Source organism: Burkholderia sp. BCC0322 (genome assembly GCF_902833045.1).
Lineage (GTDB): Bacteria > Pseudomonadota > Gammaproteobacteria > Burkholderiales > Burkholderiaceae > Burkholderia.
In genome coordinates, this window is record NZ_CADFDU010000002.1 from 139820 (window position 1) to 152925 (window position 13106).

The following is a 13106-nucleotide window of genomic DNA, read 5'->3' on the forward strand; positions in this document are numbered from 1 at the left end:
CTTGCATTTTCCACGCCGATGAACAGATCACACAAACGCGATTTCGCGACCAACGACCGCCTGCCCAGGATCGCGTTGCTTGCCGCCGGGATCGGCCTGCTCGGCACGCTGGCCGCATTCGTGCTGTTGGGGCTGATCCACTTGTTCACGAATCTGTTTTTCTACCAGCAGTTCTCGTTCGTCGACCGTCCGCCCGCGAACAACACGCTGGGCGCATGGGTGATCGTGATCCCGGTGATCGGCGGGCTGATCGTGGGGATGATGGCGCGTTTCGGTTCGGAAAAGATTCGCGGCCACGGCATTCCCGAAGCGATCGAGGCGATCCTGTTCGGCAAGAGCCGCATGTCGCCGAAGGTCGCGATCCTCAAGCCGCTGTCGTCCGGCATCGTAATCGGCAGCGGCGGCCCGTTCGGCGCCGAAGGCCCGATCATCATGACGGGCGGTGCGCTCGGCTCGCTGATCGCGCAATGCGTGCACGTGACCGCTGCCGAGCGCAAAACGCTGCTCGTCGCCGGTGCGGCCGCCGGCATGACAGCCGTGTTCGGCACGCCGGTCGCCGCCGTGCTGCTCGCGGTCGAACTGCTGCTGTTCGAATGGCGCCCGCGCAGTTTCCTGCCGGTCGCGCTCGCGTGCGCGGTGGCCGGTTTCGCTCGCGCCGTATTCTTCGGCGTCGATCCGCTGTTTCCGCTGACCACGGCGGCACCGACACCCGTTGCGCTGCTGTCGTGCATCGTCGCGGGCCTGCTGTCGGGCACGCTCGCGTGCGGCCTGTCGGCGGCCCTGTACCGCGTCGAGGACACCTTCGCGAAGCTGCCGGTGCACTGGATGTGGTGGCCTGCGCTTGGCGCGATCGTGATCGGCATCGGCGGCTGGCTCGAGCCACGCGCGCTCGGTGTCGGTTACGACGTGATCGGCGACCTGCTGCATCAGCACATCGCATTGAAGATCGCGCTCGCGCTGCTGATCGTGAAGGCCGTGATGTGGGTGATCGCACTCGGCTCGGGCACGTCGGGCGGCGTGCTCGCCCCGCTGCTGATGCTCGGCGCCGGCCTCGGCGCCGTGCTGTCGCCGATGCTGCCGGGTGGCGATCCGGCGCTGTGGCCGCTCGTGTGCATGGCCGCGACGCTCGGCGCCACGCTCGGTGCCCCGCTGACCGCGATCGTGTTCGCGTTCGGCCTCACGCATGACGCGAACGCGCTGCTGCCGCTGCTCGCGGCGACGCTCGTCGCGCACGGCTTCTCGACCATCGTGATGAAGCGCTCGATCATGACGGAAAAGATCGCGCGCCGCGGTTATCACATCTATCGCGAATACGGCGTCGATCCGCTTGAGCGGCATGACATCGGCGAAGTGATGACCTCAGCCGACCGGCTCGTCACGATCGACGGCGCCGCGACGCTCGATACCGTCGAGTCGCAGTACTTCGGCGCGAAGCAGACGCACCGTGCGTACCCGGTCGTGCAGAACGGCCGCCTGCTCGGTCTCGTCGATCGCGCGACGCTCGATGCGCAGCGCACCCAGGCCGCGGCCGACACGCCGATCTCCGCTGCGTTCGCCAACCACGCGCCGGTTGTCGCGCATGCGCACGAAACGTGCCGCGTCGTCGCGTCGCGGCTCGCGATGCTCGGACTCGAGCGCCTGCCCGTCGTCGCCGGCGAGCAATCGATGCGCATCACCGGCATCGTGTCGCGCAGCGACCTGATCAAGCCCGCGCGCCAGCACTTCGACGACGAACAGAAGCGCGAGCGCTTCCGCCCGATCGTCCCGGCCAACCTGCGCGACATCGGCACGCGCAAGGCCGGCTGACCCACCGCGCAGCGCGCCACCCTCACTGCGCACACCCCGCTCGCACCACCTCTTCCGCGCGATGCGGCACGCCCCTCGCGTGCCGCATCGCATTCCGCCGCTTCCCGCGTTTGAAGTTGGTTAACAATTCGACGAGCGAAAGTTTGTCATCATGGTACTCATGCGACGGGGCCATCAATCAGCCATTCCACTTCGCGATCAAATAAAGAGTCGCGGCACGGCATGCAGACACATGCCGCTCGCCGCGGCCGTCACGTCACCACACGACCGGGCAGCGCGCCGACCACGCAACGCATGACGTCGTGCCGCACACGATGCATGCCGTGCCGCAGCAAAGTGCAAAGCATCGGAGCCGTCGTTTGGCAAGCGCGTTAACAACTTGTTTCGGAATAGCCGGAACCGTGCTCGTTCGATGCAATCTCACTGTTACGCAGTCCTGCTGCGCATCCCACTCAATCAATCACGACTCGAGGGAGATAACGTGAACGCAAAATACTTACCGCTCATCGCATTGACCGTGGCATTTTCTGCTCATGCAGCCGAATCTGCCCTCCAAAACGTGGGACAAAGCCAGAAACCCGCCGACCAGGTTGCGCAGTGCATCGCCAAGACCTGGGCCGACAAGTCACAGCAACAAGTGACATCGCAGTATGAACTCGCGAACGGCCTCGCCATGGCCGTCTATGCGCCGGGCCAGCAGCCGCCGAATGGCGCCGCGGCCATCGTGCGCCCGGCCAACGCCGCCAATGCGAAGACCTGGGTGGGTTTCCGCGGTGGCGATGCATCGTCGGCCGGCGACATCAACGCCTGCCTGTAACGAGAACAGGCGCTCCGGATGGCCTTGGCGCCATCCGCTTGCGACAAGCCCCGCTTCGGCGGGGCTTTTCTTTTGCTGCGCGGGGCGTGTTACAGGTAGCTGCAGACGTAATCGAGCGTCTCGAGCACTTCGATGTCGAAGCGGCTCTTGCCCGGCACCGAGAACGATTCGCCGGCGCCGTAGGTCTGCCATTCGCTGCTGCCGTCGAGCTTCACGCGGCACTTGCCGGCCTGCACTTCCATCAATTCGGGGGCGTCCGTGCCGAAGTTGAGCGCGCACGGCAGGATCACGCCGAGCGTCTTGCGCGTGCCGTCCGGGAAGAGCACGGTATGCGACACGCACTTGCCGTCGAAATAGACGTTCGCGCGCTTGACGACCGATACGTTGTCGAATTGGGTTGCACTGGTCATGAAATGCCTCTGATTGCTGGATGCCGGATGGCGATGTTGTTGGAGGCCGGCCGGAGCGGCGGGCCGGCCGCTATGATACCGGCTCGCGCGGCATGCGCCGCAATGGCGTGCTCGCTGCGCAAGCCGCATGCCCGCCAGACGACGGCAATGCCGCACGTCAAATCATCAGGATACCGATGCAATGACGATTACGAACCGCAGGCACCGGTTCATCGCAGCCCCTTGCGTCGCGCGGAATCGCGCAGGCAATCGAGCAGCATCGCCGCGGCAGGCGTCAGCGGGCTGTCGCGACGCGTGATGACCTGCACCGAGACGCCCGGCAGGCGCTCGCGGATCGGCAGCACCGCGAGCTGGTCGCGCGCCCACTCGCCCTGCAGCAGTTGCTCGGGCATCGACGCAATCAGGTCGCAACCGGTCATCAGGCTGTGCGCAAGCCCGAAGCTCGGGCATTCGACGACGCGCGCGGGCACCGGCAGCCCGTAGGCGACGAACGAATTGAACAGCACCTGCGTCGAGCTTTCCGGCGACGGGTTCATCAGCCAGTCGGCCTCGACGAGATCGGCGAGCGACGTGGCCGACGCGAGCGGATGCCCCTTGCGGGCGACGATCAGCGAACGGCTCGCATAGAGTTCCGCGTGATCGAATTCGGCTGCCAGCAGTTCGGGCACGACGACGGCCACCGCGAAATCGAGCGAGCCGTCGTGCAGGCGCGGCAACGCGACGCCGGGAAACCCCTCGATCAGGTTGACGCGCGCCACCGGGAAGCGGCGCCGGAACGCGCGAAACGCATCGGGCAGGATCGTCACCGCGGCGGCCGGCGTGATCGCCGCCGCGACGGCGCCCGTCATCGCGCCCTGCGCCTGCTCGATGTCGTCGCGGGCGCGCTGCATTTCCGCGACGATCAGCCGTGCGCGCACCTGCAACTGCTGGCCGAACGCGGTGAGTTGCACGCCGCGCGCGGTGCGCACGACGAGCGATACGCCGAGTGCGATCTCCAGTTCCTTGACCGCCTTCGTCAGCGCTGCCGGCGACACGTTCAAGCGCCGCGCGGCCGCGCGAATGCTCCCCTCTTCCGCGACGGTGACGAACGCTTTCAGCTGATGGTATTTCATGGCGGCGAGACGTGATCCGTGGAAACCCTGTGCTGCGCGGCAGAAGTCGGCTCAGGGTATTCCCGAGCGGCAACCGGTGGTGAGCACCAAAGCAATTTATCAGCTTCTGGTAGACAAAAGAAATTTATATGCTTGCTCGTCATATGTGCGTCAAACGCTCCACCTGCCCCACAGGAGACACCATGCTGCAAGCCGTGAACCCCGTCATCCCCGGTATCGCCGCGATCGCACCCGAGCTGGTCGAAGTGCGCCGCCGCATCCACGCACACCCCGAGCTCGCGTTCGAGGAAACGCTCACGAGCGATCTCGTCGCGAAGCTGCTCACCGGCTGGGGCTATGAAGTGCATCGCGGCATCGGCAAGACGGGCGTCGTCGGCGTGCTGCGCGAAGGGCAAGGTACGCGCACGGTCGGGCTGCGCGCCGACATGGATGCATTGCCGCTCGCGGAAGCCACGGGCCTGCCGTACGCGAGCCGCCATGCGAACAAGATGCATGCATGCGGCCACGACGGCCACACCGCGATGCTGCTGTGCGCGGCGCGCCACCTCGCGGCCACGCGCCAGTTCTCCGGCACGCTGAACCTGATCTTCCAGCCGGCCGAGGAAAACTTCGGCGGTGCGAAGGCGATGATGGACGACGGCCTGTTCGACCGCTTTCCGTGCGACGCGATCTTCGCGATCCACAACATGCCGGGCCGCGCGGCCGGCGACATGGCCTTCCGCACCGGCGCCGCGATGGCGTCTGCCGACCGCGTGACGATCACGCTGCGCGGCGTCGGCGGCCACGGCGCGATGCCGCACTTCGCGCGCGATCCGATGTCGGCCGCGGGCAGCATCATGGTTGCACTGCAGACGATCGTCGCGCGCGAGGTCGATGCGCAGCATGCGGCCGTCATCACGGTCGGCAGCGTGCAAGCCGGCGAGACCTTCAACATCATTCCCGAAACCGTCACGATGAAACTGTCGGTGCGCGCGCTCAACGCCGACGTGCGCGCGCTGCTCGCGCGCCGCATCGAAGCGCTCGCGAAAGGCCAGGCGGAAAGCTTCGGCGTCACGGCGGAAGTCGACTATGACTACGGCTACCCGGTGCTCGTCAATCACGCGGAGCCGACTGAATTCGCGGCCGACATCGCGCGCCGGATGCTCGGCGCCGAACGCGTCGAAGCCGACGCGGCGCCGCTGATGGGCAGCGAGGATTTCGCGTTCATGCTCGAAGCACGCCCCGGCTGCTACGCGTTCATCGGCAACGGGATCGGCAGCAAGGGCGGCTGCATGGTGCACAACCCCGGCTACGACTTCAACGACGACATTCTTGCGATCGGCGCGAGCTACTGGGTTCGCATCGCCGAAGCCTGGCTCGCGGCCTGACGGCCCTTCATCCCATCGTTTCGCGCCCACCCGGGGAGTCCCACATGGAAACGTCCGCCCTTTCGCTCGCCGGCACGCCGGTCGATGCACGCGCCGCCGCGAAGAAACGCCGGCTGATCGCGGCCGCCGCCGTCGGCAACGCGCTCGAGTTCTACGACTTCACGGTCTACAGCTTTTTCGCGATCCTGATCGGCAAGCTGTTCTTTCCCGTGCATTCGTCGTTCGGGCAATTGATGCTTGCGGTTGCGAGCTTCGGCGTCGGCTTCGTCACGCGCCCGCTCGGCGGGCTCGTGATCGGCATGTATGCCGACCGTGCCGGCCGCAAGAAGGCGATGATCCTCACGCTGCTGCTGATGGCGCTCGGCACCGCGACGATCGCGGTGGCACCGACCTTCGCACAGATCGGCCTCGCCGCACCGCTGCTGCTCGTGCTCGCGCGCCTGCTGCAAGGGTTCGCGTCGGGCGGCGAAGTCGGCGCATCGACGACGCTGCTGCTCGAACAGGCGCCGCAGCATCGGCGCGGCTTCTATGCGTCGTTCCAGTTCTCGAGCCAGGGGCTCGCCGCGCTCGCCGGTGCGCTGACCGGCGTCGCGCTCACGTCGACGCTGAACGCCGCGCAGCTCGAAAGCTGGGGCTGGCGCGTGCCGTTCATCATCGGCACGCTGTTCGTGCCGCTCGGCTATTGGCTGCGCAAGACCGTCGAGGAAGTGCCGGCCGCCGCACCCGCTGCCGCACACGACGAACCGGTCGCGTCGCTGCCGCTCGCGGACGTGCTGCGCCATCACGGGAAGGCCGTGTTCGCCGGTCTCGGCGTGACGATCGGCGGCACGTCGATCCATTACATCATCGTGTTCTACATGGCGATCTACGGCGTGCAGGTGCTGCACCTGCCCACCTGGCTGTCGATGACGGCCGGCTGCGTCGCCGGCGCGATCCTGATGCTCGTGACGCCGATCGGCGGCCACCTGTCCGATATCTACGGGCGCAACCGGATCGTCTGGTGGACGCGCATCGTGCTGATGGCCGCGATCTACCCGGCGTTCATCGCGCTGAACCGCTGGCCCGGCGCCGCGTCGTTGCTGTCGATCATCGCCGCGTTGTCGATCGTGCATGCGATCAACATCGGCGCGACGGGCGCGATGCTCGGCGAACTGTTCCCGCGCGCGGTGCGCGCGACCGGCGGCGCGCTCGTGTACAGCGTCGGCGTCGCGATCTTCGGCGGCTTCGCGCAGTTCTTCGTTACCTGGCTGATCGCGGCGACCGGCAATCCGAATGCGCCTGCGTGGTATGCGATCGGGTGCGGCGCGATGACGCTGCTCGCCGTGCGCTGCATGGATGAAAAGGCCGGGAAGGCGCTGGACTGACGGGTGGCCGATGCACGATGCGCGATTGACGTGATGCGCGCGCATCGTGCATGATCGCTGCATGCGCCACATCACGACCACCACCTCGACCACGACGCGCACGATCGCCTTCGGCGGGCTCGTGCGGCAAGTGCGCGCAAGGTCGTAGCGCGATCCCTCACAGGCCCCGCCGGTTCCGGACGGGGTCTTGTCGTTTCTCCGTCCGCATCGGTCACTCAGGAGAAACGCCATGCCCGAAGTCTCTTCCCCGAAACGCGCACTGCTCGTCGTCGACATGCAGGTTGGCCTGTTTCACGGCCCCGAGCGTCCGTACGACGGCGAACGCGTGCTCGCGAACATCAACCGGTTGATCGGTCGAGCGCATGAATCCGGTGCGCCGGTATTCGCGGTGCGTCACACCGGGCCCGCCGGTTCGCCGATCGCACCCGGTACGCCGTTGACTGCGCTGGTACCGGAACTCGCGATCGATACCGCGCACGACATCGTGTTCGACAAGGCGCAGCCGAGTTGCTTCGCGGGCACGCAACTGGCCGGATGGTTGCGCGAGGCCGGCATCGGCGAGATCGTCATCACAGGAATGAAAACCCAGTACTGTATCGACACGGTGTGCCGCGCGGCTGCCGAGCATGGTTTTCGCGCGGTGCTCGTGACTGACGCGCACACCTGCATGGATACGCCAGAACTGCCGGCCGAGCGGATCGTCGCGCATCACAATGCGACGCTTGGTGGGCCGTTTGCAACGCTGACGACGACCGATACCTGCATGTTCTGATCGATACCGATCACACGCCGTAAACGCAACAACGCACGGGTGGTCACTGCCCGTGCGTTGGGTGCAAGCCGCGTCGCCGCGTTACTCAGAACGTATGCATCATCCCCACATACGCCCCCGTCTGCGACTCGCCCGTCATCGGGCTCGTGCCCGACGTCGCATCACGCGGCGTCGCGAGCAGCGAGAAGTTCGAATTCCCGCCGTTGCGCGCATACGCGACCGTGCCATACAGAAACGTGCGCTTCGACAGGTTGTACGTCGTGCCGAGCACATACATGATCGCGTGCCCCGACGGATCGTGCGACGCATCGCCGCCGCCGTCACCCACCTTCACGTAATACCCGCCGCCCGTCACGGCCCACTGCGGCGTCGCGGTGTAGGTCGCGCCGAGCCAGTAGTGATCGGCGCGATCGGCCACGCCGGCCGGGCTGTCCGGCGCCTGGTAGTGCGTATACGCGCCCTGGATCTTGAACTTCGACACCTTCACGTTCGCGCCGACGAAATATTCGCGCGACGCGGTGAAGATGTTGCTGAACTTGCCGTTGCTGTCGCGCAGTTCGTCGTAGATGCCGCGCACGTCGAGCAGCGGCGAGTGGTACGAGATCATGATCCCGTCCGAGCGGCCGAAATCGTCGGCCGCACCGTAGTTGAAGCCGCGTGACTGGTTGCCGAACGCGTATTGCGCCTGCACGTCGAAACCGCCGATCACCGGGCTGTGATACTCGATGTTGTTGCTGGTCTGCTGCCAGTTGCGGCCGCGCACGAGCGAGGCCGACGAAAACGCCTGCTGCACGAACGGGTCGAATTCCCACACGCCGTCGCTGTCGATGAACAGGTTGCGGCCGGCCTGCAGCTGGCCCCACGTGTCGCTCTTCAGCCCGACATACGCGCGCCGCGACCACATGCGACCGCCGCCCGTCTGGCCGTTCATCACCTGGAACGCGGTTTCCAGGTCGAAGACCGTCGACAGGCCGCCGCCGAGATCCTCGATGCCCTTCAGCCCGAACATGCTGGTGCCCCAGTCGCCGCTTTCGGCGCTCCAGCGGGTCCCGCTGCCGCCGTTCGGCTTCGCGATGTGGTTCAGGTATTCGATGCCGCCGTCGACGCGGCCGTACAGCGTCACGCTCGTCTGTGCAAAACCGGCCGCCGGCGTGGCGGCCGCGATCAGCCATGCGAAATGTTTGAGTCGCAAAATGAAGCCCCCTCGGAGTCTCGACCTACCAGCGCGTGCCCCATGCGCGCGCCGCGGGTCCGTTTATCCGCGATCGATCGAAAAACGCCCGGGACCTGCCGCGCAAAGTGCGAACAGGCCGCCGGCGATCGCGATGTTCTTGTAGAAATGAATCATGTTGTTGATCTGCTCACCGCCCGTCATATTCCAGAAGTGGTGGCCGATGATGCCGGTGCCGATCGTATAGAGCGCCAGCAGCAGCGCGAGCGCGCGCGTCTGGAAGCCGACCAGGATCGCGATCCCGACGAACAGCTCCATCACGACGGAGATCGCGGCGGACATGATCGGCGCGGGCGCGCCTTCCGAACCCATGAACGCGATGGTACCGGGGAAGTCGGCGATCTTCTTCCAGCCGAACATGATGAACAGGATCACGAGCAGGATCCGGGCAAGCAGCAGCAGCACATCGCGCTGGGACGCGAGAAACGGTTGATTCGGTGTCATGGTGTCGATCAACGAAAGCGATGCGTGTAGCGGGAACCCGCCCCGCGCACCGGATTGCGAATGAACCAGGACGGGCGGCCGCCTGCGCCGCCCGCCCCGCTCTGCAACAACCGGCATCGGGCAACAACCCGATGTGCTGTGCTCCTCCTCTTGTCAGTTATCGCCCTGCTTCGTCACACGCCGCGTCAACGCAGCTTCGCGACGTCCTGCTCGGTCACTTTCGCGGCCGGATTGCCGAATTGCCCGGTCACGTAGTTCGTCAGCGCGGCGATCTGTGCATCCGACAGCTCGTGGCGGAACGCGGGCATCCCGACATCCTCGCTACCGGCCTTGCGCTGCACGCCGTTCAGGATCACCTGCACGAGGTTGACCGGATTCGGCGCGCCGACCGTCGAGTTGTGGAACAGCGGCGGGTAATAGCCGTCCGGCGTGCCCTTGCCCTGCATCTGGTGGCAGGTCGCGCAGTTGCCGAGATAGAGCCGCGCCGGATCGATGCCCGACGACGCGAGCGCGACGCCGCGCAGCGTCAGCCCGTCCTCGGCCGGCTTGCCCCACGACGAGCGCGACTGCTTCGCATCGCCGCTGGCGACTGCCGGCACCGTGCGAATGTACGTCGAGATCGCGCCGATATCGGCTTCCGTCATCTTCGAGAAGCTGTGCTCGATCGCCTCGGCCATCGGGCCGGCCGCCTGCGCGAGACCCGGCACGCTGCCGGTGCGCAGGTACTGGACGAGCTGCTGCTGCGTCCAGCCGCCGATCCCCGCGTTGGCGTCGGACGTGATGTTGTAGCCATCCCAGCCCGCGAGCACCGAGCCCGACAGGAAGCTGCCGCCCGTCTCGTCGAGCGACTTCTCCTGCATCGCGATGCCGCGCGGCGTGTGGCACGTGCTGCAGTGAGCAAGCCCCTGGACGAGATACGCGCCGCGGTTCCACTCGGCGCTCTGCGCCGGCTTCGGCTCGTACGCGCCGTCCTTCAGGAACAGCCAGTTCCAGATCTTCAGCGGCCAGCGCATGCTCAGCAGCGCGGGGATCTCGTTCTTCGGCGGCGTCTGCTTGACCGGCTCGACGCCGTGCATGAAGTACGCGTACAACGCCTGTACGTCGTCGTCATTGATCTTCGCGTAAGACACGTACGGCATCGCAGGATACAGGTTGTCGCCGTTCTTCGACACCCCGTGGCGCACCGCGCGCTCGAAGTCCTCGGCCGACCAGTTGCCGATGCCCGTCTCGGGATCGGGCGTGATGTTGCTCGTGTAGATCTTGCCGAGCATCGGGATCGGCATGCCGAGACCGCCCGCGAACGGCTTGCCGCCCTTCGCGGTGTGGCACGCCATGCAGTCGCCCGCGACCGCGAGATATTCGCCGCGCTTGACCAGCGCCGGATCGGCCGCGTCGGCCGCGCGTGCGAGCCCCGGCAGCGCGAGGCAGCCGGCGAGGAGGAAGGTGAGAGTAGATTTCCGCACGGTCAGACTTCCTTCTTCAGCGTGTCCGACATCCGCAGCGCAAGCGCCGCGATCGTCAGCGTCACGTTCACCGTACCGACGGTCGGCATCGTCGAGCTGCTCGAGATGAACAGGTTCGGATGGTCGAACGTGCGGCAGTCCTTGTCGACGACCGAATCGCGTGCATCCGCGCCCATGATCGTCGCGCCCGTGATGTGGTTGTTCGGCGCGAACTCGTCGTTGAAGACGACTTCGGTGCCGCCCAGCACCTTCGCGGCGGTCGCGTAGACCTCGCGCGTGTGCACGGCGCCGCGCTTCACGTAGTCGTCGATCGCATACGTGATCTCGGGGCGCGGGATGCCGATCGCGTCGGTGGCCGTCTTGCTCGGCACGATGCGGTTCTCGGGTTGCGGCAGGATTTCGTGGAAGCAGTCGAACTGCACGTAGCGCGCGGAACGGTCGCGGATCTGCGCGTCGAGCTCCTCGGGCTTCATCAGCTTGCCGCCCTTGAAGATCTTCTGCGTTTCCTGGTTGATGCGCGACATGTTCGACAGGTGGATCTTCTTCGCGGCTTCGGTCGCGCGGAACGGGCCGTCGCGGAAACCGATCAGCGACGTCATCTCCTGCGGGCCGCGACCCGGCCACAGCTTCTCGTTCGCGTAGAACGACACGCCGGTGCCCGGGTGGTCCATCAAATTGCGGCCGACCATGTCCGAGCTGTTCGCGACACCGTTCGGGAAATCGCGGTTCGCGGACATCAGCAGGATCTTCGGCGTCTCGATGCCGTTCGCGGCAATCACGAAGTACTTGCCTTCGACGCGATGGTCGGCGCCCGTCTTGTCCTTGTAGACCGCGGCGGTGATGCGCTTGTCCGGCCCGGTCTCGAGCTTGTAGACGACCGCGCTGTCGATCAGCTTCGCGCCGGCCTGCTCGGCCTTCTCGACGTGCACGATGCCGTTGTACATCGCGCCGATCGGGCAGATCGGCATACAGTTGTTGTTGCCGCAACAAGTCGGCCGCCCGTCGTACGGGCGGCTGTTGCGCGCGACCGGCTCGGTCACCACGTGGAACTTCGGGTCATAGCCGTTGAGCGCGCTCTTGATCGTCTGCTCGTTGAACGACAACGGCAGCGGCGGCATCGGGTACGGCTCCTTGCGCGGCGAGTAAAGATCTTCCTCGGGGCCCGGGCCCCACACGCCAAGTTCTTCCTCGGCGCGCTGGTAGTAATGTTCGAGGTCGTCGTACTGGATCGGCCAGTCGCGGCCGACACCGTACACGGTCTTCATCTTGAAGTCGTTCGGGATGAAGCGCCACGCCGACGCGGCCCAGTGCCACGTCGTGCCGCCCACCGCGCGGATGTACTGCGAGTTGAACTTGTGCTCGCCCTTCAGGATCAGGTAGTCGTTCGGCGGGCCGTATTCCGGATGCGGCGCCCACGCGCTCGACGGATACGGCGCCATGAAATCGGTCTTGTCGACCTGGTTGCGGAAGCGCTCGACGATCTCCCAGCGCGGCATGCGCGGGCCGGCTTCCAGCAGGATCACGGACTTGCCCGCCATCGCGAGCTGGTGTGCAACGATCGCGCCTGCGACACCCGACCCGACGACGACGACGTCGGCCTTTTGCGTATCGGTATCGGCCATCAGGCTTGCCTCTCGATCGGTTTTTCGGCCCAGAAGCCGGGTTTGTTGGGGCAATACGACGGGATCACGAGCGTATCGGATACGACGCTGAACATTAATGCTTCTTCGTAGGTAATCACGACGTTGTCGACGATGCCGAGATACCACGCTTCAAGAATCTTCAGCGCGAGTGCTTCCTGGTCGGGATTCAGCGAACCGGACGCGAGTGCGCCGGCGAGTTGCGGCAGGCTGTCGGCCGTCTTGAACGAGCCCTTCTGCAAGGCCTGCAGGAAGCGCTGGCCGAGCACGCGGCTCAGCCCCTTCTTGCCTGTCAATGCTTCGGAGAGCGTCATGAACGTATCGAGCGGCGCGGTGCCGGGATTATCGGCCAGGGCCCGCAACGCCAGCGAGCCGGTGAGGCCCGCCGCCGTCAGCGCCAGTGCGCCCTGCAGCCATTGACGCCGCGTGATGCCGGTTGCGGCTGCGTCGCCATCGCGACGCGAGTGGGGGGTGTTGTCGTTGTGCATGTTTCCTTCTCTCGAACACCGGATTCGGGAAAACCACGCTTGATATTTCTCAAACATTGGCGCGGAACTGAAATGTACGCGCACAAACCGGATCGAACAATCTTTTTATAGTTCATTAAATGTTCCGCCATCCGTGACAATCGATATTTCTCTTCGTTTTTGTGTCGTCGGCGCGACAAATCTGCGGCGCGC

General features: G+C 65.8%; 12 protein-coding genes. 5 read left to right on the forward strand and 7 right to left on the reverse strand.

From position 1 onward, the window contains the following. The first annotated feature begins 18 nt into the window (after positions 1-18). Positions 19-1806: a chloride channel protein gene (locus HWX39_RS06745; RefSeq protein ID WP_175966399.1), complete on the forward strand. Its 1788-nt coding sequence runs from the start codon at positions 19-21 to the stop codon at positions 1804-1806. 481 nt (positions 1807-2287) lie between these two features. Further along, entirely contained in the window at positions 2288-2623 is a 336-nt protein-coding gene (locus tag HWX39_RS06750) for a hypothetical protein (RefSeq protein ID WP_175966401.1), read from the forward strand. Positions 2624-2712: 89 nt separating this feature from the next. Here the strand turns inward: HWX39_RS06750 and HWX39_RS06755 are convergent, their stop codons facing one another. Next, a complete protein-coding gene (locus HWX39_RS06755; RefSeq protein WP_006478890.1) occupies positions 2713-3033 on the reverse strand; it encodes a pyrimidine/purine nucleoside phosphorylase in 321 nt (106 codons plus the stop codon). Between the two features lie 209 nt (positions 3034-3242). After that, complete coding sequence (locus tag HWX39_RS06760; RefSeq protein ID WP_175966403.1) at positions 3243-4145, reverse strand: LysR substrate-binding domain-containing protein; 903 nt, start codon at positions 4143-4145, stop codon at positions 3243-3245. A gap of 182 nt (positions 4146-4327) precedes the next feature. Here HWX39_RS06760 and HWX39_RS06765 point away from each other — a divergent pair, with 182 nt between their 5' ends. From HWX39_RS06765 to HWX39_RS06775, 3 genes are all read left to right on the forward strand, one after another. Then, entirely contained in the window at positions 4328-5512 is a 1185-nt protein-coding gene (locus tag HWX39_RS06765; protein ID WP_175966405.1) for a M20 aminoacylase family protein, read from the forward strand. Between the two features lie 44 nt (positions 5513-5556). Beyond that, positions 5557-6876 (forward strand): MFS transporter, encoded by a 1320-nt coding sequence (locus tag HWX39_RS06770; RefSeq protein ID WP_175966408.1) that lies wholly within the window; start codon positions 5557-5559, stop codon positions 6874-6876. Between the two features lie 229 nt (positions 6877-7105). Continuing rightward, positions 7106-7648, forward strand: a complete 543-nt coding sequence (locus HWX39_RS06775; RefSeq protein ID WP_175966410.1) for a cysteine hydrolase family protein — start codon at positions 7106-7108, stop codon at positions 7646-7648. An 85-nt stretch (positions 7649-7733) separates the two neighbouring features. Here the strand turns inward: HWX39_RS06775 and HWX39_RS06780 are convergent, their stop codons facing one another. The 5 genes from HWX39_RS06780 to HWX39_RS06800 form a co-directional block, all read right to left on the reverse strand. Continuing rightward, positions 7734-8840 carry a porin gene (locus HWX39_RS06780; protein ID WP_175966412.1) on the reverse strand — a complete coding sequence of 369 codons (1107 nt, stop codon included), beginning with the start codon at positions 8838-8840 and terminating at the stop codon, positions 7734-7736. A 63-nt stretch (positions 8841-8903) separates the two neighbouring features. Beyond that, complete coding sequence (locus tag HWX39_RS06785) at positions 8904-9323, reverse strand: DoxX family protein (protein WP_175966415.1); 420 nt, start codon at positions 9321-9323, stop codon at positions 8904-8906. A gap of 185 nt (positions 9324-9508) precedes the next feature. Further along, positions 9509-10786 carry a cytochrome c gene (locus tag HWX39_RS06790; RefSeq protein ID WP_175966417.1) on the reverse strand — a complete coding sequence of 426 codons (1278 nt, stop codon included), beginning with the start codon at positions 10784-10786 and terminating at the stop codon, positions 9509-9511. Positions 10787-10788: 2 nt separating this feature from the next. Further along, positions 10789-12408: a GMC family oxidoreductase gene (locus HWX39_RS06795; RefSeq protein ID WP_124493636.1), complete on the reverse strand. Its 1620-nt coding sequence runs from the start codon at positions 12406-12408 to the stop codon at positions 10789-10791. Further along, entirely contained in the window at positions 12408-12914 is a 507-nt protein-coding gene (locus HWX39_RS06800) for a sugar dehydrogenase complex small subunit (protein ID WP_175966419.1), read from the reverse strand. Before HWX39_RS06800 ends, HWX39_RS06795 begins: the two co-directional genes overlap by 1 nt. Positions 12915-13106: the final 192 nt, after the last annotated feature.